Origin of the sequence: Novispirillum itersonii (assembly GCF_014205675.1) — a bacterium.
Classification (GTDB): domain Bacteria; phylum Pseudomonadota; class Alphaproteobacteria; order Rhodospirillales; family Rhodospirillaceae; genus Novispirillum; species Novispirillum itersonii_A.
Window position 1 is genome coordinate 119,039 of record NZ_JACIIX010000006.1, and the last position, 23,234, is coordinate 142,272.

General features: G+C 62.6%; 23 protein-coding genes. 18 read left to right on the forward strand and 5 right to left on the reverse strand.

The window, feature by feature from the left end:
• Nucleotides 1–2 precede the first annotated feature (2 nt).
• From FHS48_RS09650 to FHS48_RS09670, 5 genes are all read right to left on the reverse strand, one after another.
• The gene (locus FHS48_RS09650) at nt 3–392 is read right to left on the reverse strand and encodes a fumarate reductase subunit C (protein ID WP_184263359.1); all 390 of its coding nucleotides are present in this window, start codon (nt 390–392) and stop codon (nt 3–5) included.
• A complete protein-coding gene (locus tag FHS48_RS09655; RefSeq protein ID WP_184263360.1) occupies nt 389–1,159 on the reverse strand; it encodes a succinate dehydrogenase/fumarate reductase iron-sulfur subunit in 771 nt (256 codons plus the stop codon). The genes FHS48_RS09650 and FHS48_RS09655 overlap by 4 nt, the downstream gene beginning before the upstream one ends.
• Entirely contained in the window at nt 1,156–2,907 is a 1,752-nt protein-coding gene (gene frdA / locus FHS48_RS09660; protein WP_184263361.1) for a fumarate reductase (quinol) flavoprotein subunit, read from the reverse strand. The genes FHS48_RS09655 and frdA overlap by 4 nt, the downstream gene beginning before the upstream one ends.
• A 216-nt stretch (nt 2,908–3,123) precedes the next feature.
• Entirely contained in the window at nt 3,124–3,882 is a 759-nt protein-coding gene (rquA, locus tag FHS48_RS09665; protein WP_184263362.1) for a rhodoquinone biosynthesis methyltransferase RquA, read from the reverse strand.
• Nucleotides 3,875–4,330 (reverse strand): type II toxin-antitoxin system RatA family toxin, encoded by a 456-nt coding sequence (locus FHS48_RS09670; RefSeq protein WP_184263363.1) that lies wholly within the window; start codon nt 4,328–4,330, stop codon nt 3,875–3,877. The genes rquA and FHS48_RS09670 overlap by 8 nt, the downstream gene beginning before the upstream one ends.
• Nucleotides 4,331–5,171: 841 nt before the next feature.
• On the opposite strand from FHS48_RS09670, the gene FHS48_RS09675 reads away from it, so the two are divergent.
• The 18 genes from FHS48_RS09675 to mce all read left to right on the forward strand — a co-directional run bounded on the left by FHS48_RS09675 (nt 5,172) and on the right by mce (nt 23,209).
• Nucleotides 5,172–5,537 carry an NADH-quinone oxidoreductase subunit A gene (locus FHS48_RS09675; protein ID WP_019643594.1) on the forward strand — a complete coding sequence of 122 codons (366 nt, stop codon included), beginning with the start codon at nt 5,172–5,174 and terminating at the stop codon, nt 5,535–5,537.
• Nucleotides 5,528–6,079, forward strand: coding sequence for a NuoB/complex I 20 kDa subunit family protein (locus FHS48_RS09680; protein ID WP_019643595.1), 552 nt, complete (start codon nt 5,528–5,530; stop codon nt 6,077–6,079). Before FHS48_RS09675 ends, FHS48_RS09680 begins: the two co-directional genes overlap by 10 nt.
• Before the next feature lie 30 nt (nt 6,080–6,109).
• Nucleotides 6,110–6,748 carry an NADH-quinone oxidoreductase subunit C gene (locus FHS48_RS09685; RefSeq protein ID WP_184263364.1) on the forward strand — a complete coding sequence of 213 codons (639 nt, stop codon included), beginning with the start codon at nt 6,110–6,112 and terminating at the stop codon, nt 6,746–6,748.
• A gap of 1 nt (nt 6,749) precedes the next feature.
• Entirely contained in the window at nt 6,750–7,934 is a 1,185-nt protein-coding gene (locus tag FHS48_RS09690; protein ID WP_184263365.1) for an NADH-quinone oxidoreductase subunit D, read from the forward strand.
• Complete coding sequence (locus FHS48_RS09695) at nt 7,931–8,530, forward strand: complex I 24 kDa subunit family protein (protein WP_184263366.1); 600 nt, start codon at nt 7,931–7,933, stop codon at nt 8,528–8,530. The genes FHS48_RS09690 and FHS48_RS09695 overlap by 4 nt, the downstream gene beginning before the upstream one ends.
• On the forward strand, nt 8,530–9,807 hold the full coding sequence (gene nuoF, locus FHS48_RS09700; RefSeq protein WP_184263367.1) for an NADH-quinone oxidoreductase subunit NuoF: 1,278 nt from the start codon (nt 8,530–8,532) through the stop codon (nt 9,805–9,807). Before FHS48_RS09695 ends, nuoF begins: the two co-directional genes overlap by 1 nt.
• 16 nt (nt 9,808–9,823) lie before the next feature.
• Complete coding sequence (gene nuoG, locus FHS48_RS09705) at nt 9,824–11,893, forward strand: NADH-quinone oxidoreductase subunit NuoG (RefSeq protein WP_184263368.1); 2,070 nt, start codon at nt 9,824–9,826, stop codon at nt 11,891–11,893.
• Complete coding sequence (gene nuoH / locus FHS48_RS09710; protein ID WP_184263369.1) at nt 11,886–12,902, forward strand: NADH-quinone oxidoreductase subunit NuoH; 1,017 nt, start codon at nt 11,886–11,888, stop codon at nt 12,900–12,902. The genes nuoG and nuoH overlap by 8 nt, the downstream gene beginning before the upstream one ends.
• Before the next feature lie 20 nt (nt 12,903–12,922).
• A complete protein-coding gene (gene nuoI / locus FHS48_RS09715) occupies nt 12,923–13,411 on the forward strand; it encodes an NADH-quinone oxidoreductase subunit NuoI (protein ID WP_019643602.1) in 489 nt (162 codons plus the stop codon).
• 86 nt (nt 13,412–13,497) lie between these two features.
• Entirely contained in the window at nt 13,498–14,106 is a 609-nt protein-coding gene (locus FHS48_RS09720; RefSeq protein WP_184263370.1) for an NADH-quinone oxidoreductase subunit J, read from the forward strand.
• Between the two features lie 2 nt (nt 14,107–14,108).
• The gene (gene nuoK / locus FHS48_RS09725; protein ID WP_026344985.1) at nt 14,109–14,417 is read left to right on the forward strand and encodes an NADH-quinone oxidoreductase subunit NuoK; all 309 of its coding nucleotides are present in this window, start codon (nt 14,109–14,111) and stop codon (nt 14,415–14,417) included.
• 11 nt (nt 14,418–14,428) lie between these two features.
• Nucleotides 14,429–16,360 (forward strand): NADH-quinone oxidoreductase subunit L, encoded by a 1,932-nt coding sequence (gene nuoL / locus FHS48_RS09730; protein ID WP_184263371.1) that lies wholly within the window; start codon nt 14,429–14,431, stop codon nt 16,358–16,360.
• 6 nt (nt 16,361–16,366) lie between these two features.
• Nucleotides 16,367–17,881: an NADH-quinone oxidoreductase subunit M gene (locus FHS48_RS09735; RefSeq protein WP_184263372.1), complete on the forward strand. Its 1,515-nt coding sequence runs from the start codon at nt 16,367–16,369 to the stop codon at nt 17,879–17,881.
• Between the two features lie 31 nt (nt 17,882–17,912).
• Nucleotides 17,913–19,349 carry an NADH-quinone oxidoreductase subunit NuoN gene (gene nuoN / locus FHS48_RS09740; protein WP_184263373.1) on the forward strand — a complete coding sequence of 479 codons (1,437 nt, stop codon included), beginning with the start codon at nt 17,913–17,915 and terminating at the stop codon, nt 19,347–19,349.
• A 4-nt stretch (nt 19,350–19,353) separates the two neighbouring features.
• Entirely contained in the window at nt 19,354–20,118 is a 765-nt protein-coding gene (locus FHS48_RS09745; RefSeq protein ID WP_260402418.1) for a biotin--[acetyl-CoA-carboxylase] ligase, read from the forward strand.
• A gap of 119 nt (nt 20,119–20,237) precedes the next feature.
• Nucleotides 20,238–21,011 (forward strand): type III pantothenate kinase, encoded by a 774-nt coding sequence (locus FHS48_RS09750; protein WP_184263374.1) that lies wholly within the window; start codon nt 20,238–20,240, stop codon nt 21,009–21,011.
• Complete coding sequence (locus FHS48_RS09755) at nt 21,008–22,690, forward strand: ribonuclease J (RefSeq protein ID WP_184263375.1); 1,683 nt, start codon at nt 21,008–21,010, stop codon at nt 22,688–22,690. Before FHS48_RS09750 ends, FHS48_RS09755 begins: the two co-directional genes overlap by 4 nt.
• A gap of 114 nt (nt 22,691–22,804) precedes the next feature.
• Complete coding sequence (mce, locus tag FHS48_RS09760; protein ID WP_184263376.1) at nt 22,805–23,209, forward strand: methylmalonyl-CoA epimerase; 405 nt, start codon at nt 22,805–22,807, stop codon at nt 23,207–23,209.
• Nucleotides 23,210–23,234 lie beyond the last annotated feature (25 nt).

A 23,234-nucleotide genomic window follows, 5' to 3' on the forward strand; every position in this document is an offset into this window, starting at 1 on the left:
CTTTAAAACCACAGGGCCGCGCCGATGATCACCGCCGAAGCGAAGATCCAGGCGGCATACTGGGCGATGATCACCGGCTGCGGCGGCAGAAAATCCTCGCCGACGATCACCGGGGTGGTACGCGGGGTGACTGCAAACCACGTCACCGTGTGATACAGCGCGAACAGCAGGGCAACCCCCTGAAACACCAGCGCCGCCGGATGGCTGAGGGCGCTGACATAACCGTTCCACGCCGCTTCGCCTTCCGCCAGCCGCCACAGGCCGATAATCAGCAGGCCGCTGTAGGCGGTGACAAAGGCGCTGGACAGTTCCCGGATCATGTAACGGGTGTAGAACGGTCGGTCCAGCCACCAGCCATAGGTCATTTTCGGGGTATAGGGGCGACGGCTCATTCCTTGGTCCTCCCCGCATTGGACCGGCCCGGGATCAGGTGATCAAGGAACCAGTCGACGGAATTGGCGATTTTCTGTTCCTGAATGGCACCGCCCGGTTCCACATGCTTCGGGCAGACCTCGGAGCAGGCAGAGACGAAGGTGCATTCCCACACCCCGTCGGCGGATCCGGTGACTTCCTGCCGTTCATGGCGGCCCTGATCGCGGGAATCCAGATTATACCGGTGCGCCAGTGCCAGCGCTGCCGGACCGATAAAGCCGGGGTTGAGGCCGACCTGCGGGCAGGCGCTGTAGCACAGCAGGCAGTTGATGCACAGGGTGTGATGCTTGAAGCGCTTCAGCTGCTTCGGCAGCTGGATGTATTCGCCATCCTCGACCGGCTTTTCTTCCTCGCGGATGATCCACGGCTTCACCGATTCCAGCTTGGCCATGAAGCCTTCCATGTCCACCACCAGATCGCGCTCGATCGGGAAGTTGCGCAGCGGCTCCACCCGGATCGGGCCGCGCCCGAGGTAATCGCGCAGGAAGGCCTTACAGGTCAGCTTTTCCTCGCCGTTGACCACCATGCCGCAGGATCCGCACACCGCCATGTGGCAGGACCAGCGGTAGGTCAGGGAGCTGTCGGCGTTGTCCTTGATCCAGTTGAGGGCATCCAGAACCACCCAGTCCTCGTCATAGGGCACCTCAAAGCTCTGGAAGCGCGGCTCCTGATCCCGCTCGGGGTCGTAACGCAGGACTTCCAGCGTGACGGTTGTGGTGTTGCTCATGATGCGGCCCCCCCATACACCCGGGCGGCGGGCTGGGATTTGGTGATCGTCACCGGCTTGTAGTCAATCCGTGGCGGTTCGTCGCCCTGCCGCCACGCCATGCTGTGGGTCAGGAAACCGGCGTCATCCCGCTGCGGATGGTCAAGGCGCTGGTGCGCCCCGCGCGATTCCGTGCGCAGCAGGGCCGACAGCGCCATGGTTTCGGCGATTTCCAGCATCGCCCCCAGTTCCAGCGCCTGCGTCAGGTCGGTGTTGAACACCCAGCTGCGGTCGGAAATCTTGACGTCGCGGTAGCGGCGGCGCAGATCGCGCAGGGTGGTGCAGGTCTGTTCCAGCCCTTCCTGCGTGCGGTAGATGCCGCAGCCGGATTCCATGGTCGCCATCATGTCGCGGCGGATGGTGGCCACCGCCTCGGTCCCACGGGAGCCGTCAACCAGCGCTTCGGCCCGGGCGCGGTGGGCCTTGGCCTGAGCCAGTGCCGATGCCTCTGACGGGGCGGGCACGCTGCGGGCCAGCCTGGCCGCCGCTTCCCCGGCGACTTTGCCGAACACCAGAAGTTCCGCCAGCGAGTTGGAGCCAAGGCGGTTGGCCCCGTTGATCGACACGCAGGCGGTTTCCCCGGCGCAGAACAGGCCGGGCAGGGGCGTGCCCGCCGTGATATCGCTGGCGATGCCGCCCATGGTGTAATGGATCACCGGGCGCACCGGGATCGGCGCGGTGACCACATCGACCCCGACATAGGATTTGGCCAGATCACGGATGAATGGCAGCCGTTCGTTGATCTTCTTCTCGCCCAGATGCCGCAGGTCGAGGTGAACGACATCACCCCATTTGCTCTGGATGGTGCGGCCCTTCTGCTGTTCCTGCCAGAACGACTGCGACAGGCGGTCCCGCGGCCCCAGTTCCATCGCCTTCTTGCGCGGCCACGGGTCCGCCGGACCCATGCCGTAATCCTGAAGGTAACGATAGCCATCCTTGTTGACCAGAATCCCGCCTTCGCCGCGCGCCGCTTCCGAAATCAGGATGCCGGTGCCGGGCAGGCCGGTGGGGTGGTACTGCACGAATTCCATATCCTGCAACGGCACCCCGGCCCGATAGGCCATCGCCATGCCGTCACCGGTCTTGATCGCCCCGTTGGTGGTGAACGGGAAGACCCGCCCGGCACCGCCGGTACAGAGGATCACCGCCTTGCCCAGCACCACCACCGGCTTGCCGCTGCGCATCTCATGGCTCAGCACGCCGACGGCGCGGCCGTCTTCCAGCAGCAGATCGGTGGTGTAGTACTCGTCCAGCCGCTTGATCGACGGATATTTCATCGAGGTCTGGAACAGGGTGTGCAGAATGTGGAAGCCGCTTTTGTCAGCGGCAAACCACGTGCGTTCAATCTTCATGCCGCCGAACGGGCGGACGGCGACCCGGCCATCCGGGTCCCGGCTCCACGGGCAGCCCCAGTGTTCCAGCCGGGTCAGCTCCTTCGGGGCCTGCTCAACGAAAAACTCCACGGCGTCCTGATCGGCCAGCCAGTCGGAGCCGCCGATGGTGTCGTTGAAGTGGTTTTCAAGGCTGTCGTTTTCCTTGATCACCCCGGCGGCCCCGCCTTCCGCCGCCACCGTGTGGCTGCGCATCGGGTACACCTTGGAGATCAGCGTCACCGACAGCGCCGGATCGGCTTCGGCCACCGCAATGGCGGCACGCAGGCCCGCGCCACCGGCGCCGACGATCACCACATCTGTCTGAAGGACATCCATGCCCTGCTGCCTCCTCAAAATCCGCTGTGCGCCGCCCCGGCGGGCCGGGACGGACACAATGACCGGATGATAGCTGAGGTTTTGCCGTAAGGAAACGTTAAGTCCTTGTGACGGTTGGCAGGTCAGGGGAGGGGCCGCTCTGCGTCCCGCGCATGGCGGGAAGATGCCGCCGCCTGTATACGAAGCAAATAAAACCCCATGAATACAGTCGGGGACTTACCGGATCCGGGTGGCGGTGACCTTCTGATACATGCCGCCGAACAGGGTTTCCTTATGCCAGCTGAAAGCGCTGTCATCGGCATCGGAGTCTGCGGCAATCTGCTGAATCTCCGTTGTCCACAGTTCGCGGGCAAATGGTTCCAGCAGGGCGAAGACCAGCATCATCACCGGCCGCAGCGGATGCCACAGCGCCGGAGCATGGTAATCGACAAACACCGCCTTCCCGGCGGGGCTGACGGAGCGCAGGACGGCGGCGGTCACCTGCCGTTTGGCCTCTGCCGGAACCTCATGCAGCAGGAAGAAGCAGGTGACGGTATCGGCCTGCATCGGCTCTGCGGTATCCGGTGACAGCAGAGACTCGCGGGCGTCGTGACGGATCACCCGGGCCTGCGGTATCCCGGTCAGCTTCCGGGTGGTCAGATCCACCTGCACCGGGGCGACATCGCTGACGATCAGGCGGCCGAGCGGGCCGGTGCGGTCGGCAAGGCGGCGGGAGAATCCGCCATAGACGGCGGCGGGCTGCCAGACGGTGCTGCCGGGGGTGATATCGCGGGCCACCCAGTCCATCAGGCGGTCAGCATTGCCCCACAGGATGGTGTTGACCACCGCCTGATAATCAAAAAAGCGGGTGCCGAACCCGGACAGGTAAGCCCAGGTGTAGGTTTCGGCCAGATAGGCCGGAACATCCCCGGCATCGTGGCCGGGCAGGGACGGCTGCGGGTGTCGGGCGGGGCGGGGATTGGTACCGTCAGGCATGGCTTTCTGCTCCGGGGGGGCCGTACAGGGCGCGGGCCCGGGTTTCAAAGGACGAAATCATCCGGTGGATCGAGTCTGCCGACAGCAGTGCGCCGATCACCTGAAAGGCGCGGATCCGCAGCTCGAAATCGGAAACAAGAGTGATAAGGCAGCCGCCGTCCTCGGCGGTTTCAAACGACCACCGCAGACTGAAGGACCGGAACGGCGGATCGGAGGAGGTGACCTCGATCAACGACGGGGCCACCGTGCGGGTGCGGGTGGTGAAGGTGTGGCGCACCGGCCCCATCCGCACCACCTGATCGGTGGTGTAGCTGTCATCCCGGCGGTTGCGCACCCGCACCGCCTGCCAGTTGGGAACGAAGGCGGGATAGGACTCGACGTCAGCGACCAGAGAGTACATCTGCTCCTGCGAGTAATAGACCTCTCGGGTGACGGTGGTGGACGGCATGGCTCCCCCTGTTTGCCGTTGCGGCCAGAATGGCCGGTGCCTGCGCAGGCCCGAAACCATACCGCGAAAATCTTAAAGCCCCCAGAGCCTTCCGCGATGGTGCCCGACCGGATCCCGCCATGGCAAGAGGGCCGGTGCTCTCTGCCACGATGCCAGGCCGGGGCCGGGCCGGAGCGTTGATTCCTCCGCCTTTGCCTCATTCCTGCCGCAAAGGGTAGGGGGCAGGAACGCAAAGGCAGGAAAAAACACTGCCCGGCGTCTGCCCTCTTCGCGAAAAACAGGCGGCTTGGACGGCCATGGTGTGCACCGCAAAAACCTAGGGTCTGCCTTGATGTGGCGGTGCAGAAACTTCCCTGTCAATGGCCTTGTTTGCTTGACTTGTTTCAAGGGCGGGGATTACATCACGGCGATTCCGCGCGGGGCCCGTTCTTCGCGCGTCCTGTGCCTGCGTACCTTCTTTACGCGGCGTTTCTGTGTCCGAAAGATGTCCGCCCTGTGGCAGACAGATCCACCGGACCCGGTCGGCCGTATAGACTGAAGTCCTGACTGGGGATGGACTTCCGGTCAGAAGGAACGCTGACAGAGGGCGCGTCGGGTACGGTAGCCGCGCCCTGCCTGAACAGGCAGGGCCGCCCCGGGCGAACCACTTGTTTTTGGCACGGGGGTGTGTGCCGCCTGAAGGATTGCCGCCGGAACGGGCCCCAATGCGGGGATTCCGCCCCGGCACTGCCGTGCGTTTCCGTTTCTTCCACCGTCCGCCCGGGCATGTGGGGGCGGAAGCGGCAGACCGCAAGACGCTTCAGGCTGCCAGCCGCCGCAGCAGGAGGTTGGAGCTACGCTCATGGAGAACTTGCTCCGCGAGTACCTGCCGATCCTGATCTTCCTCGGGATCGCGGTCGCCGTCGCAGGGATTGCCGTGCTGGCATCCTACATCGTTGCCCCGCAGCGCCCGGATCCTGAGAAGGATTCGGCATACGAGTGCGGCTTTGAGGCGTTTGACGACGCCCGCGCCCGTTTCGACGTGCGCTATTATCTGGTGGCCATTCTGTTCATCATTTTCGACCTGGAAGTCGCCTTCCTGTTCCCGTGGGCGGTGTCGTTCGGCGACGTCGGCATGCTCGGGTTCTGGTCGATGATGGTGTTCCTGGGCGTGCTGACCATTGGCTTCGTTTATGAATGGAAGAAGGGAGCACTCGAATGGGAGTGACCGGCCAGACTTCCGCTCCGGGCGCGCTGCCCGCCGCCGGGGCCAATCATGCCGCTTTCGCCGATGTGGTGAATGCCGAGCTACAGGAGCGCGGTTTCCTGCTCTCCTCCGTTGACAGTCTTGTCAACTGGGCCCGGACCGGGTCGCTGTGGCCGATGACCTTCGGTCTGGCCTGCTGCGCGGTGGAGATGATCCACGCCTACATGCCCCGGTATGACCTTGACCGTCTGGGCATCGTGCCGCGCCCGTCGCCGCGTCAGTCTGACGTGATGATCGTTGCCGGGACCCTGACCAACAAGATGGCTCCGGCGCTGCGCAAGGTTTACGACCAGATGGCCGAGCCGCGCTGGGTGATCTCGATGGGGTCCTGTGCCAACGGCGGCGGGTACTACCATTACTCGTATTCCGTGGTGCGCGGCTGTGACCGCATCGTGCCGGTGGATGTCTACGTTCCGGGCTGTCCGCCGACCGCCGAAGCGCTGGTCTACGGCATCATGCAGCTCCAGAAGAAGATCCGCCGTACCGGCGGTCTTCACCGCTGATGCAGGTTTGAGGAAGGGGTCGGGTTGACCATGAAACTGACCGACGAACAGATGCAGGCCCTTGGCGATCTGCGCGATCACGTGTCCTCCCTGCTGGGGCAGGACCTGATCAGCGCCGAGATCCTCAAGCAGGAACTGATCATCACCGTGGTGCGCGGCAGCATCGTTAAGGTGCTGACCACCCTGCGCGACGACGTCAACTGCCGGTTCTCGCAACTGGTGGAGCTGACGGCGGTGGACTACCCGCAGCGCGAAGAGCGCTTCGATGTGGTCTATTGCCTGCTCAGCATGAAGCACAACCAGCGCATCCGCGTGAAGGTTTCCACTGACGAGAACACCCCGGTGGCCTCGGTGGTGCCGGTCTTCTCGACCGCCAACTGGTTCGAGCGTGAGGTGTGGGACATGTACGGCGTGTTCTTCGCCGATCACCCCGACCTCCGCCGCATTCTTACCGACTACGGCTTCCAGGGTCATCCGCTGCGCAAGGACTTCCCGCTGACCGGGCATGTCGAAATGCGCTACGACGAAGACCAGAAGCGTGTGGTCTACGAGCCGGTCAAACTGGTTCAGGACTTCCGTAACTGGGACTTCCTCAGCCCGTGGGAAGGCATGACCACCCGCTGGCTGCCGGGTGACGAAAAGGCCACCGCCAAGGCCGAGGGGAAGTAAGATGAGCGAAACGCAAATCAAAAACCTCAACATCAACTTCGGTCCGCAGCATCCGGCGGCGCACGGTGTGCTGCGTCTGGTGCTGGAGCTGGACGGCGAAGTGGTGGACCGTGCGGATCCGCACATCGGCCTGCTGCACCGCGGCACCGAAAAGCTGATCGAGCACAAGACCTACGTGCAGGCTCTGCCGTACTTTGACCGCCTCGATTACTGTTCCCCGATCAACATGGAACATTCCTATGTTCTGGCGGTCGAGAAGCTGCTGGGCATCGAAGTGCCGGAACGCGCCAAGCTGATCCGGACCCTGTTCGCGGAACTGGTGCGCATCGGCAACCATCTGCTGAACGTGCCGTCCTACGCCATGGACGTCGGCGCGATGACCCCGATGCTGTGGGCCTTCGAAGAGCGCGAGCTGATCTTCGAATTCTGCGAGGCGGTCTGTGGTGCGCGCATGCACATGGCCTACTTCCGCCCCGGTGGGGTGTCGCAGGATCTTCCGGCCGGTCTGGCCGAGCGGATCCGCCAGTGGGCCAACGAGTTCCCGAACTACGTCCGGGACATGGAAACCATGATCACCAACAACCGCATCTTCAAGCAGCGGACGGTGGACATCGGTGTCGTGACCCCGGAAGAGGCGCTGGACTGGGGCTTCGCCGGTCCGAATCTGCGGGCCTCCGGCTTCGCCTGGGATCTGCGCAAGTCGCAGCCCTACGATGCCTATGAAGACATGGATTTCGATATTCCGATCGGCAAGACCGGCGACTGCTACGACCGCTATCTGGTCCGCGTCGAGGAAATGCACCAGTCCCTGCGCATCATTCACCAGTGCCTTGACCGCATGGAGAAGGTGAAGGGCCCGGTGAAGACCGATGACCGCAAGGCGACCCCGCCGAAGCGTGGTGAAATGAAAGGCTCGATGGAAGCCCTGATCCATCACTTCAAGCTGTTCACCGAAGGCTTCCATGTTCCCGCCGGGGAAACATATGTGGCCACCGAAGCCCCGAAGGGGGAATTCGGCGTGTACCTCGTCTCCGATGGCAGCAACCGGCCGTACAAGTGCAAGATCCGCTCGCCGGGTTACGTGCATCTACAGGCCATGGACCTGATGTCCAAGGGTCACATGCTGGCCGATATTCCGGCCATCATCGGCTCCATTGACGTCGTTTTCGGTGAGATTGACCGATGAGTTCGCACTATCCCGATCCCAACGTGCCGCAGCCGGAAACCTTCGCTTTCACTCCGGAAGTGATGGAACAGGCCAAGGTGTTCATCGCCAAGTATCCGGCGGGCCGTCAGCGCTCCGCCGTGATGCCGCTGCTTGATCTGGCCCAGCGTCAGGTCGGCTGGCTGTCCCGTGCCGCCATGGACTATATCGCTGACCTGCTCGGCATGCCGCCGATCAAGGTGTACGAGGTCGCGACCTTCTACACCATGTACCGGCTGCGCCCCGTCGGGAAGCATCACGTCCAGCTGTGCACCAACATCTCCTGCTGGCTGCGCGGCTCTGATGACGTCAAGCGCGCTGCCGAGGAAGTGTTCGGCATCGGCTTTGGCCAGTCCAACGACGAAGCCACCCTCGAGGAAGTCGAATGCGCCGGGGCCTGCGTGAATGCGCCGGTGGCCCAGATCGGTGACGACTACTACGAAGATCTGACCTACGACAACGCCAAGGCACTGTTTCAGGCGCTGAAGGACGGCAAGCCGGTGACCGTCGGCTCGCAGATCGGCCGTCAGACCTCCTGCCCCGAAGGCGGCCCGACCACTCTGAAGGGAGATGCCTGATGCTTCAGGATAAGGATCGCATCTTCACCAACCTGTACGGCATTCAGGACCCGTTCCTGAAGGGCGCGCAGGCCCGTGGTGACTGGGACAACACCAAGGCGATTCTGGACAAGGGTCCGGAATGGATTATCGACCAGATGAAGGCCTCCGGCCTGCGTGGCCGTGGCGGCGCCGGTTTCTCCACCGGCATGAAGTGGTCCTTCATGCCGAAGGAAGTCGGGGAGCGTCCGCACTATCTGGTGGTCAACGCTGACGAAGGCGAGCCGGGGACCTGTAAGGACCGCGACATCATGCGCCACGACCCGCATAAGCTGGTCGAAGGCTGCCTGATCGCCTCCTACGCCATCCGCGCCCACACCTGCTACATCTACATCCGTGGCGAATTTTACCGCGAGGCGGAAGCGCTTCAGCGGGCCATTGATGAAGCCTATGCAGCGGGCCTGATCGGCAAGAACGCCTCCGGCTCCGGCTGGGACTTCGATCTGTTCATCCACCGCGGCATGGGTGCCTATGTCTGCGGGGAAGAAACTGCCCTGATCAACTCGATCGAAGGCAAGAAGGGTCAGCCGCGCCTGAAGCCGCCGTTCCCGGCGGGTGTCGGCGTGTTCGGCTGCCCGACCACCGTGAACAACGTCGAATCCATTGCCGTCGCCCCGACCATCCTGCGTCGCGGTGCCGACTGGTTCGCCGGTCTGGGGCGCCCGAACAACACCGGGACCAAGCTGTTCTGCATCTCCGGGCACGTCAATAAGCCGTGCAACGTCGAAGAAGAGATGGGGATTCCGCTGAAGGAACTCATCGAGAAGCACTGTGGCGGCGTGCGCGGCGGCTGGGATAACCTGCTGGCGATCATTCCGGGCGGGTCTTCCGTGCCGATGCTGCCGAAGAACATCTGCGACGACGTGCTGATGGACTTCGACAGCCTGCGCGCCGTGCAGTCGGGCCTTGGCACCGCTGCCGTGATCGTGATGGACAAGTCCACCGATCTGGTGCGGGCGATCACCCGTCTTGCCAAGTTCTACATGCATGAAAGCTGCGGGCAGTGCACCCCGTGTCGCGAAGGCTCCGGCTGGATGTGGCGCGTGATGGAACGCATGTCGCAGGGCCGCGCCAGCGTCGAGGAAATCGACATGCTGTTCGATGTGTCCAAGCAGATTGAAGGCCATACCATCTGCGCTCTCGGCGACGCCGCCGCGTGGCCGATTCAGGGCCTGATCCGTCATTTCCGTCCGCAGATCGAGGAACGCCTCGGTCGTCGGGCGCAGGCCGCCGAATAAGGAGGATCAGAGGGTTATGCCCAAACTGACGATTGACGGAATCGAAGTCGAGGTGCCCGCTGGCACCACGATCCTTCAGGCGGCCGAGCAGATCGGGATTGAAATCCCGCGTTTCTGCTACCACGAGCGCCTGTCGATTGCCGGTAACTGCCGTATGTGTCTGGTCGAAGTGCAGCCGGGCCCGCCGAAGCCGGCGGCCTCCTGCGCCATGCCGGTCGCCGAAGGGATGACCGTCAAGACCAACAGCCCGATGGCGGTCAAGGCCCGTAAGGGCGTGATGGAATTCCTGCTGATCAACCACCCGCTGGATTGCCCGATCTGCGATCAGGGCGGCGAGTGTGATCTTCAGGATCAGGCCGTGGCCTTCGGTTACGACCGTTCCCGCTACACCGAGCAGAAGCGTGCGGTGCAGGACAAGTACATGGGCCCGCTGGTGGCGACGGAAATGACCCGTTGCATCCAGTGTACCCGCTGTGTCCGCTTTGCGCAGGAAGTTGCCGGTGCCCCGGATCTGGGCGGTGTGAACCGTGGCGAGCATATGGAAATCACCACCTATGTGGAAAAGGCCATCGGGTCCGAGCTGTCGGGCAATCTGGTGGACCTGTGCCCGGTGGGTGCGCTGACCTCCAAGCCCTATGCCTTCAATGCCCGCCCGTGGGAACTGAAGAAGACCGAAAGCATCGACGTGTTCGACGCCGTCGGCAGCAACATCCGTGTTGATGCCCGTGGCAACGAAGTGCTGCGTGTGCTGCCGCGTCTGAACGAAGACGTGAACGAGGAATGGCTGGGCGACAAGAGCCGCCATGCCATCGACGGTCTGCGCCGCCAGCGCCTCGACACCCCCTATGTCCGCAAGGACGGCAAGCTGGTTCCGGCCAGCTGGCAGGAAGCCTTTGCGGCCATTGCCGCCAAGGTCAAGACCACCAGCGGTGCCAAAATGGCCGCCGTTGCCGGGGATATGGCCGATGCGGAATCGATGGTTCTGCTGAAGGACCTGCTGACCGCTCTGGGCTCGCGCAGCTTCGACTGCCGTCAGGACGGTGCGGTGTTCGACCTGTCGAACCGGCTGTCGTGGCAGTTCAATTCCGGCATCGCCGGGATTGACGAGGCTGATGCCATCCTGATCGTCGGGTCTAACCCGCGCTGGGAAGCTCCGGTCCTCAATGCCCGTCTGCGTAAGCGCTACCTGACCGGGAAGGCCAAGTTCGCCGTGATCGGCGAAGCCACCGACCTGACCTATAAGGTTGATCATCTCGGCACCGGTCCGGATGCCCTGAAGGCTGTGGCCGATGGCTCCTCGCCGTTCGCTGCCGTTCTGAAGGCCGCCCAGAAGCCGATGATCATCCTCGGCATGGGGGCGCTGACCCGTAAGGACTCCGCTGCCATTCTGGCGCTGGCGTCGCAGGTTGTGGACAGCTGTGGTCTGGTCAAGGACGGGTGGAACGGTTTCAACGTTCTGCACACCGCCGCCGCCCGCGTCGGCGGTCTGGAACTCGGCTTCGTGCCGGGGGCCAATGGCCGTGATCTTGACGGGATCCTGTCGGGTGCCGAAAAGGGCGAGCTGGACTTCGTCTATCTGCTGGGTGCCGACGAAATCGACACCAAGCGTCTGGGCAAGGCCTTTGTGGTGTATCAGGGCTCCCACGGGGACGCCGGGGCGATGCGCGCCGACGTGATCCTGCCGGGTGCCGCCTACACCGAAAAGAGCGGCACCTACCTGAACACCGAAGGCCGGATGCAGCGCACCGCCCGTGCCGTGTTCCCGCTGGGTGAAGCCAAGGAAGACTGGACCATCATCCGGGCCCTGTCCGAGGTGCTGGGCCATACCCTGCCGCAGAACACGCTGGTGCAGGTGCGCGACCGTCTGGCCGCCGTCAGCCCGGTGTTCGATGAAGATACCGCCGTTCCGGCTGGCAAATGGGGCGCTTTTGGCGTTGCCGGTGCCATCGATGCCGCGGCCTTCGAAAGCCCGGTCAAGAACTACTACATGACCGATCCGATCAGCCGTGCCAGCCGCACGATGGCGGAATGCACGGAAGTGTACGTGAACGGCAACCAGAAGCGGAAGACGGGAACCCATGGCTGACCTCTGGCAAGGCTATATCTGGCCGGGCATCATCATTGTTGCCCAGATTCTGGCGATTGTGCTGCCGCTGCTGGGGGCCGTCGCTTACCTCACCCTGATGGAACGCAAGGTCATCGGCGCCATGCAGATGCGCCGTGGCCCGAACGTGGTCGGACCGTTCGGTCTCTTCCAGCCGCTGGCCGACGGCCTGAAGCTGCTGCTGAAGGAAACGATCATCCCGACCGGCGCCAGCCGCGCCGTGTTCATTCTGGCCCCGATGATCACCTTCATTCTCGCGCTGATCGCGTGGGCGGTGATCCCGGTCAATGCCGGATGGGTTCTGTCTGATCTCAACGTCGGTATCCTGTACCTGTTCGCGATTTCTTCGCTGGGCGTGTACGGGATCATCATGGCGGGCTGGGCTTCCAACTCCCGCTATGCCTTCCTCGGTGCCATGCGCTCTGCGGCGCAGATGGTGTCCTACGAAGTGGCAATGGGCCTGATCATGATCTCGGTTCTGCTGACCGTCGGGTCGCTGAACCTGACCAAGATCGTCGAGGCGCAGGCCAACAGCGTGTGGTTCATCATTCCGCACCTGCCGATGGCGGTGATGTTCTTCATCTCCACTCTGGCCGAAACCAACCGCCACCCGTTCGACCTTCCGGAAGCGGAAGCGGAACTGGTGTCCGGGTACAACGTCGAATATTCGGCGATGACCTTCGGCCTGTTCTTCCTGGGTGAATACGCCAACATGATCCTGATGAGCGGGATGACCACCATCCTGTTCCTCGGCGGCTGGCTGCCCCCGGTTGATATCGCGCCGTTCAACTGGATTCCGGGCCCGCTGTGGTTCCTGATCAAGGTTGTGCTGCTGCTGTACATCTTCATCTGGGCCCGTGCCGCTTTCCCGCGTTATCGCTATGACCAGCTGATGCGTCTGGGTTGGAAGGTGTTCCTGCCGGGTTCGCTGCTGTGGCTGGTGCTGACCGCTGGTGTGCTGAAGGCCACCGGCTGGACCCCGTGGAACTGAGTGGAAGGGAGAACGGCAAAATGGCTTTTATCGACCGTACCGTCCGGTCCTTCCTGCTGACCGAAATTCTGCAGGGGATGTCGCTGACGCTGAAGTATTTCTTCAAGCCGAAGGTGACCATCAACTACCCGATGGAAAAGGGCCCGCTGAGCCCGCGTTTCCGTGGCGAACATGCGCTGCGCCGCTACCCCAACGGGGAAGAGCGCTGCATTGCGTGTAAGCTGTGCGAGGCGATCTGCCCGGCGCTGGCCATCACCATCGAAGCCGAACCGCGTGATGACGGCAGCCGCCGCACCACCCGCTACGACATCGACATGACCAAGTGCATCTACTGCGGTTTCTGTCAGGAAGCCTGCCCGGTGGATGCCATTGTCGAAGGGCCGAACTTCGAGTTCGCCACCGAAACCCGCGAAGAGCTGCTGTACAACAAGGACAAGCTGCTCGCCAACGGGGACCGGTGGGAAAAGGAACTCGCCAAGCGCATCGAGCTTGATGCGCCGTACCGTTAAGGCGAGGCCCGGGACACCATGAATTCTCAAGGCAAAATTATGTCTCTGGTCAACATGCCCGCTCTGCGGGCGGGGGAGGGGAACAGATGATTATCCAGGGTCTGGCGTTTTATCTGTTCTCCGTCATCGCCGTGTTCTCGGCGGTGATGGTGATCACCGCCCGCAACCCGGTTCATTCCGTGCTGTGGCTGATCCTCACCTTCTTCAACGCGGCCGGTCTGTTCGTGCTGATGGGCGCTGAGTTCCTCGGCATGCTGCTGGTCGTGGTTTACGTCGGCGCGGTTGCGGTGCTGTTCCTGTTCGTGGTGATGATGCTGGACATCAACACCCTGAACCTGCGGGAAGGCATGGCGGAATACATGCCGGTCGGCGTGGCCATCGGTGTGGTGCTGTTCGCCGAAATCGCCGCCATCACCGGCGGCTGGGTGCTGGCCCCTGAAATTGAGGCCGCACGGGCCCAGCCGCTGGCTGACCCGGGCGCGGTCTCCAACATTCAGGCGCTGGGGAACATCATTTACACCGACTACATCTACCTCTTCCAGGCGTCGGGTCTGGTTCTGCTGGTGGCGATGATCGGCTCGATCATGCTGACCCACCGCACCCGTCCGGGTGTGCACAAGCAGAACATCGCGGCGCAGCTTGACCGTGGCCGCACGGTGGAGCTGAAGAAGGTCTCGACCAGAGGGGGCATCTGATGCTGACCATCGGGCTTTCGCACTATCTTTCGGTCTCGGCAATCCTGTTCGTTCTCGGGGTGATCGGGATTTTCATGAACCGCAAGAACGTGGTCATCATCCTGATGTCCATCGAACTGATGCTGCTGTCGGTGAATGTCAATATGGTGGCGTTCTCGACCTTCCTCCACGATCTGGTCGGGCAGGTGTTCAGCCTGTTCATCCTGACCGTTGCCGCTGCTGAAGCGGCGATCGGTCTGGCGATCCTGGTCGTGTTCTTCCGCAACCGTGGTTCCATCGCGGTTGAGGACATCAACCAGATGAAGGGCTGAGGAACCACGCAATGTACGTCGCAGCAATCTTCCTGCCGCTTCTGGCGGCGATGATCGCCGGGTTCTTCCGCCACATTCTGGGGGACCGCGGGGCGCAGCTGGTGACCACCGGCTCCGTCATGGCCTCGGCGGCCATGTCGATCATGATTTTCATCGAGGTTGGCCTGAACGGTCAGCCGCAGAGCATTCAGCTTTTCAAGTGGATCTCCTCCGGGGATCTTCAGGTGTCCTGGTCGGTCCATGTCGATACCCTGACCGCCGTCATGCTGGTGGTGGTCACCTCGGTGTCGTCGATGGTGCACCTGTATTCGTGGGGCTACATGCACCACGATAAGTCGGTGCCCCGTTTCATGGCCTACCTGTCGCTGTTCACCTTCATGATGCTGATGCTGGTGACCGCCGATAACCTCGTTCAGCTGTTCTTCGGCTGGGAAGGCGTCGGTCTGGCGTCTTACCTGCTGATCGGCTTCTGGTACGAAAAGCCGTCGGCCAACGCCGCCGCCATCAAGGCCTTCGTTGTCAACCGTGTCGGTGACTTTGGCTTCGCGCTGGGGATCTTCGGGGTGTATTTCCTGTTCGGCTCCGTCGAATTCAAGGACATCTTCGCCGCCGTCCCGGAATATGCTGATGCCACCGTTACCTTCTTCGGCATTCAGGCGCACGCCCTGACCATCATCGGTCTGCTGCTGTTCGTCGGTGCCATGGGTAAGTCGGCTCAGCTTGGCCTGCACACCTGGCTGCCGGATGCGATGGAAGGCCCGACCCCGGTGTCCGCCCTCATCCACGCTGCCACCATGGTGACCGCCGGTGTGTTCATGGTCAGCCGCATGTCGCCGCTGTATGAATATGCCCCGGATGCGCTGGCGGTGATTGCGGTTGTCGGTGCCACCACCGCCTTCTTCGCCGCCACTGTCGGCTGCACCCAGAACGACATCAAGCGCGTGATCGCGTACTCCACCTGTTCGCAGCTGGGTTACATGTTCTTCGCCATCGGCGTGCATGCCTATCAGGCCGCCGTGTTCCACCTGATGACCCACGCCTTCTTCAAGGCGCTGCTGTTCCTCGGGGCCGGTTCCGTCATTCACGCCATGTCTGACGAACAGGACATCCGCAAGATGGGCGGGATCTGGAAGCACATTCCGGTCACCTATGCCATGATGTGGGTCGGGTCTCTGGCTCTGGCCGGTATCCCGTTTTTTGCCGGGTACTATTCCAAGGACATGATTCTGGAAGCCGCTTACGCGTCGCATTCCGGCCCGGGCATGTATGCGTTCGTCCTCGGCATCGCTGCCGCCGGGATGACCGCGTTCTACTCCTGGCGTCTGCTGATCATGACCTTCCACGGTAAGCCGCGCGCCAACGAGCATGTCATGGGCCATATCCATGAAAGCCCGCCGGTGATGCTGGTTCCGCTGCTGGTTCTGGCGGTTGGTGCCCTGTTCTCCGGGTATGTCGGCTACGATCTGTTCGTCGGTGAAGGCCGCGAGGCGTTCTGGGGTGAGGCGATCAAGGTTCTTGATGCCACCGACTCCGTTGCCCACGCTCACCATGTTCCGTCCTGGGTGAAGCTGCTGCCGCTGTACATGAGCGTTGGCGGGATTGCTCTGGCCTACGTGCTGTATCTGTTTGCTCCGGGCATCCCGGGTGTTATTGCCCGCGTGTTCCGTCCGGTTTATCTGTTCCTGCTCAACAAGTGGTACTTCGACGAACTGTATGACCGCATCTTCGTGCGTCCGGCGTTCGTTCTGGGCCGCCACTTCTGGAAGGGCGGGGATGGTGCGCTGATCGATGGCGTCGGCCCCGACGGGATCGCCGCCGCCACCCGGGACATCGCTCGCCGCGTGTCGCGGGCCCAGTCTGGCTACCTGTATCACTACACCTTCGCCATGATCCTTGGTGTTGCGGTGTTCGTGACCTGGTTCCTGATGTCAAAGGCAGGATAAGCACCGATGACCGACCTTCCCTTGCTGTCACTCGTCACCTTTCTTCCTCTGGTCGGCGCGGCGTTCATTCTGTTCGTCCGTGGTGATGAGGCTGTCGTTGCGCGCAATGCCCGCAATGTGGCCCTGCTGACCTCTCTGGCCACTTTCGTTCTGTCGCTGGCCCTGTGGCGGGGGTTCAACCCCGCCACGGCCGACTTCCAGTTTGTCGAGAAAGTGCAGTGGCTGCCCGACTGGGGCATCAACTATCACATGGGCATCGACGGCATTTCGCTGTTCTTTGTCCTGCTGTCCACCTTCCTGACCCCGATCTGCATTCTGTCGACCTGGGGCGCGGTGGAAAAGCGCGTGAAGGAATACATGCTGGCCTTTCTGGTCCTTGAGACCTTCATGATCGGCATGTTCTGCGCGCTGGACTATGTGATCTTCTACATCTTCTTCGAAGCGGTCCTGATCCCGATGTTCATCATCATCGGGGTGTGGGGTGGTCCGCGCCGGGTGTATGCTGCCTTCAAGTTCTTCCTGTACACTCTGTTCGGCTCGGTCCTGATGCTGGTGGCCCTGCTGGCGATGCTCTATGTCGCCGGGACCACTGACATCCCGACCCTGATGCAGACCCGCTTCCCGTACGAAATGCAGCTGTGGCTGTGGCTGGCGATGTTTGCCTCTTTCGCGGTCAAGGTGCCGATGTGGCCGGTTCATACCTGGCTGCCCGATGCCCACGTGGAAGCCCCGACCGCCGGGTCCGTCATTCTGGCCGGTGTGCTGCTGAAGATGGGTGGCTACGGTTTCATCCGCTTCTCGATCCCGATGCTGCCGGAAGCGACCGAATTCTTCGCGCCGATGGTGTTCACCCTGTCCATCATTGCTGTCATCTACACCTCGCTGGTTGCGCTGGTGCAGGACGACATGAAGAAGCTGATTGCCTATTCCTCCGTTGCCCACATGGGCTTTGTGACCATCGGTGTGTTTGCCCTCAACCAGCAGGCCATCGAAGGCGCCATCTTCCAGATGCTGTCCCACGGGGTGGTGTCCGGTGCGCTGTTCCTGTGCGTCGGTGTGGTCTACGACCGCCTGCACACCCGTGAAATCGCCCGGTACGGCGGCCTGTCCAACACCATGCCGAAGTACGCCACCGTCTTCCTGTTCTTCACCATGGCCTCCGTCGGCCTGCCGGGCACTGCCGGGTTCGTCGGCGAATTCATGGTCCTGCTGGGGGCTTTCCAGACCAGCACCTGGGTCGGCCTGTTTGCCGCCACCGGTCTGATCCTGGGCGCCACCTATGCCCTGCTCCTGTACCGTCGCATCTGCTTCGGCAAGCTGGATAAGGAAGACCTGAAGGCGCTGCTGGACATGAGCCCGCGGGAAATCGCGATGTTCGTTCCGCTGATCCTGGTGGTGCTGTGGATGGGGATCTATCCGTCCTCGTTCCTTGATCCGATGCATGCGTCGGTTGTTCACCTGATCGAGAACTATCAGTCCGCGCTGGCGGCCGCCAACGGCGGTTCGGTTGCCGCGAACTGACGACGGGCAGGCAGAAGAAGGTATAGACACAATGACTGTGATCGCAAACCTGGGTGCTGCTGCTCCCGAGTTGTTCCTGGCAGGGGCGGGGATTGTCCTGCTCATGTTCGGGGTGTTCCGGAAGTCCGACGCGACGGCGCAGGTCGGCTGGCTGGCTGTGGCCGCGCTGGTCGCTGCCGCCGGGCTGGTGCTGACCGGCTCGAAAGGGTCGGCCACCCTGTTCAACGGGCTGTTCGTCACCGACGGCTTTGCCGTGTTCACCAAACTGGCGACCCTTGGGGCGTCGGCGCTGACCCTGATCCTGTCGCTGTCGTGGCTGGCTCAGGAGCAGGTCAAGAAGTTCGAGTATGCGATCCTCATCATTTTCGCCACCCTTGGCATGCTGATGATGATCTCCGCCAACAACCTGATGAGCCTGTACCTCGGTCTGGAGCTTCAGGGGCTGGCGGCCTACGTTCTCGCCGCGTTCAAGCGCGATACCCTGAAGTCCACGGAATCCGGTCTGAAGTACTTCATTCTGGGCTCCGTTGCCTCCGGCCTGCTGCTGTATGGCATGTCGCTGGTCTATGGCTTCACCGGGACCACCAGCTTCGACAAGCTGGCGGAAGTGCTGTCGCATCACCCGTCCACCGGCGTGATGGTCGGTCTGGTGTTCATGCTGTCGGGCATGGCGTTCAAGGTTTCTGCCGCGCCGTTCCACATGTGGACCCCGGACGTGTATGAAGGCGCGCCGACCCCGGTCACCGCGTTCTTCGCCATTGCCCCGAAAGTGGCGGCAATTGCCCTGTTCATCCGTCTGCTGGCCGGTCCGTTCGCTGATCTGGTCGGGGCGTGGCAGCAGGTGGTGTGGCTGATCTCGATCCTGTCGATGGCCATCGGTGCTTTCGGCGCGATCAACCAGACCAACATCAAGCGCCTGCTGGCTTATTCCTCGATCGGTCACATGGGCTATGTGCTGGTCGGCCTGACCGTTGCCTCGCCGGAAGGCGTGCGTGGTGCGCTGGTCTACCTTGCCCTCTATGTGTTCATGAACGTCGGTGCCTTTGCCGTCGTCCTGTCGATGCGCCAGAAGGGCCGGGCGGTGGAAAGCATCTCCGATCTGTCCGGTCTGTCGCGGACCTCGCCGGGTCTGGCCGCTGCCCTGACCATCTTCATGTTCTCGATGGCCGGTATCCCGCCGCTCGCCGGGTTCTTCTCCAAGCTGTACGTGTTTATGGCGGCGGTGAAGGCCGGGATGTTCGGTCTGGCGATCATCGGCGTTCTGACCTCGGTGGTGTCGGCGTTCTATTACATCCGCGTCATCAAGATCATGTACTTCGATGAGCCGGTGGATAGCTTTGACCGTCCGGCGACGGCCAACACCGTCATCCTGTGGGGCACCTCTGCCGTTACCCTGCTGTTCTGGCTGTGGCCGGCGGCGCTGATCAATTCGGCGCAGACGGCGGCTCAGGTTCTGTTCCCGGGTTAAGTCCTTGGACACGGCCAACGAGCGTGTAAGCCGCGAGGCGCTGCCCCATGGGTGGCGCCTCGTCCTTTTGCAGGAAACTGATTCCACCAACCTTGAACTCCGCCGCCGCCGTGACAGTGATCCGGGGGAGGGGCTGGCGGTGGTTGCTGCCCGCCAGACCAGCGGGCGGGGGCGGCGGGGCCGGGAATGGACCAGCCCGGAAGGGAACCTGTATATCTCCATCCGCTTGGACAGTCGGCCCGGGGGACTGCCGACCGCAGCACAGCTGTCGTTCGTGGCTGCCGTGGCCCTGACCGATGCTCTGCGCGATGTTGCCCCGCATGTACCGATTCGCTGCAAATGGCCGAATGATCTTCTGGTCAACGGGGCCAAGATTTCCGGTATTCTGCTGGAGAGTGATGATCCCTATGTCATTGTCGGGATCGGTGTGAATCTGGTGTGGTCCCCCCCGCCGGGGCAGGCGCTGTATCCGGCAACGAACCTGCGGCAGGAAGGGGCGGTGGTCAGCCCGGAAACCTTGGCGGCGGCTTTATGCCGTCATCTTGCCGCCTGTACGCAGCTGTGGCGGGACGGCGGGTTCGCCCCGATCCGTTCGGCGTGGCTGGAGGTGGCGCAGGGGCGCGGGCAAACGGTGACGGCCCGCCTGCATGACGGCTCCGAACAGCAGGGTGAGTTTGTTGACCTTGACGCCGATGGGGCGCTTGTGTTGCAAAGCAACATGGGGCGCATCCGTATCATGGCGGCAGATGTGTTCTTTGGGGCACGCTAGGCCCCGGTAGCAGGAACAAAGGGTCCGTCCGGCCTGTCAGGGCCGGGCCAACGCAAGACCCGGAGGAAACAGCACACCGGCCTGAGAATAAAGGCCGGGTGCACGGAGCGGAGTCAGAAATGCTGCTGGTGATTGATTCTGGCAACACCAACACTGTCTTTGCAGTGTATGATGGTGACGTCCTGCGCGGCGAGTGGCGGTCCTCGACCCGGTCTGACCGGACCGCTGACGAATACGGCGTCTGGCTGTCGCAGTTGATGCAGTTCATTGACCTGAAGCGGGAAGACATCAAGGATGCGATCATCGCGTCGGTGGTTCCCGCCAACCTGTTTACGCTGAAAACCCTGTGTCGCCGCTATTTTGCCACCGAACCGCTGGTGATCGGTGAGCCGACGGTGGATCTGGGGTTGCAGATTATGATGGACCGTCCGGAAGAGGTGGGGGCTGACCGGCTGGTCAACGCTGTCGCCGCCCATGTGAAGTACGTGGGTCCGCTGATTGTCATCGATTTCGGCACCGCGACCACCTTTGATGTGGTGGATGGGGCCGGAAATTATCACGGGGGCTGCATCTGCCCGGGGATCAACCTGTCGCTGGAGGCCCTGCATATGGCGGCGGCCCAGCTGCCACGGGTGGCGGTCGGACGGCCGGCGCAGGTGATCGGCAAGTCCACCGTCCCGGCCATGCGGTCCGGGATTTACTGGGGTTACGTCGGCTTGATCGAGGGCTTGGTCAAGCGCATATCAGAAGAATTCGGGGCTCCGATGACGGTCATCGCCACCGGCGGGCTCGCCCCCCTGTTTATCGAGGCCACAGAGGCCATTCATCACCTTGATCAGGATCTGACCCTGCGGGGCCTGGTTGAGATTTACCGAAGAAATAAGGCAGCATGAGCGAAAAGACCCTTCCGCAAATCCGGCGGGCCCCGAAAGACGGTCTGGTATTCCTTCCGTTGGGGGGGACCGGCGAAATCGGTATGAACCTCAATGTCTACGGCTGCAACGGCAAGTGGCTGGCCGTGGATATGGGGGTCAGTTTCGGCGACGATTCAATCCCCGGCGTTGATGTGGTTATGCCCGACCACCTGTTTCTGGAAGAACAGGCGCAGGATCTGGTCGGGATCGTCATCACCCACGCCCACGAGGACCACATCGGGGCCGTTGCCTATATGTGGCCCGATCTGCGGTGTCCGGTTTATGCCACTCCGTTTGCGGCGGAGTTCCTGAAGCTGAAGCTGAAGGAAGAGGGCATCGAGAAGGACGTGCCGGTGCATGTGGTGCCGCTGGGCGGCAAGATCAATCTCGATCCGTTCGAGATTGAATTCGTGTCCCTCACCCATTCGATTCCCGAACCGAACGGGCTGATGATCCGCACTCCGCACGGTAATGTCTACCATACCGGTGACTGGAAGCTGGATCCGGAGCCGCTGGTCGGCCCGGACGCCGATACCAAGCGCCTGCGTGAGCTGGGCGATGAAGGTATTCTGGCCGTCATCAGCGACAGCACCAACATTATGAACCCCGGTCATTCCGGCTCGGAAGGGGAAGTCCGCCGCAGCCTGACCGAGGTGATCGGCCGCTTTGGCGGTAAGGTGGCGGTGTCGTGCTTTGCCTCCAACGTTGCCCGTCTGGAAACCGTGATCGGCGCCGCCCGGGCCAATGGCCGTCAGGTGTGTCTGGTCGGGCGGTCGCTGTGGCGGATCGTCGATGTGGCGCGTGAATGCGGTTACCTACAGGATGTGGGCCGTCTGCTCGAAGCGGAACAGGCTGACCGTCTGCCGGCCCGCGAGGTTCTGTATGTCTGCACCGGCAGCCAGGGGGAACCGCGGGCAGCGATGACCCGGATCGCCTGGGGCCATCATCCCTACGTCAAGCTGGGGAAGGGCGATGTCTGCCTGTTCTCCTCCCGTGTGATTCCGGGCAACGAGCGGGCGATTTTCCGCCTGCATAATCAGCTGGTGCGGGAAGGGGTGGAGGTGATCACCGACCGTGACGCCTTCATCCATGTGTCCGGCCATCCGGGGCAGGAGGAAGTGGCGGAGCTGTACAGCCTGCTGCGGCCGCAGATGGTGATTCCGGTGCACGGCGAACGTCGCCACCTCCAGATCCATGCCGATTTTGCCCTGAACCACGGGGCGCAGGATACGGCGGTGATCGACAATGGCGATGTCCTTCAGCTGGCTCCGCTCGGTCCGAAGGTGGTTGCCTCGGCTCCGATTGGCCGCCTGACCGTGGATGGTGACCGCATTGTTCCGATGGACAGCCCGGTGCTGAAGGACCGTCGCAAGATGGTCACCAATGGTGCTGCGGTGGTGACACTGGTGATGGAGGGCACCCGGCTGGTTGCGGACCCGCTGGTGACGACGCACGGGCTGTTTACCCCGGATGATGATGAGGAAGGGGGCGGTGACAGCCTGATCCGCGCCGTGCGGGATGCGGTTGACCGCCTTGACCGGCGGGAGAAGGCGGACGATGACGCCGTGCAGGAAGCGGCCCGCCGCGCCCTGCGGAAGGTGCTGCACATTGATCAGGGCCGCAAGCCGGTGACGGATGTGCATCTGGTCCGCCTGTAATTTTCTGCGTGAGTATCGGGCCGGGAGCAATTCCGGCCCCAGCTTTATAAAACCCGGAACAACCGGGATCCGCGGATGAAACAACGATCTGAGACCTGAGGAGAGGACACACCCATGATTGGACGCCTGAACCACGTTGCCATTGCCGTTCCGGATCTGGAGGCGGCCACCGCCACCTACCGTGATGTTCTCGGGGCCAAGGTTTCCGCCCCGGTGCCGCAAGTTGCCCATGGCGTGACCGTGGTGTTCGTGGAGCTGGACAATACCAAGATCGAACTGCTGCATCCGCTGGGGGAAACCAGCCCGATTGCCGGTTTTCTTGCCAAGAACAGCAGCGGTGGCATTCACCATGTCTGCTACGAAGTGGCCGATATCTATGCGGCCCGCGATAAGCTGAAGGCGGAAGGGATGCGGGTGCTTGGCGACGGGGAGCCGAAGATCGGGGCCCATGATAAGCCGGTCCTGTTCCTGCATCCGAAGGATTTCAACGGCACTCTGGTGGAGCTGGAGCAGGCCTGATCCGGCGCTGATCCATCCTTGAGGC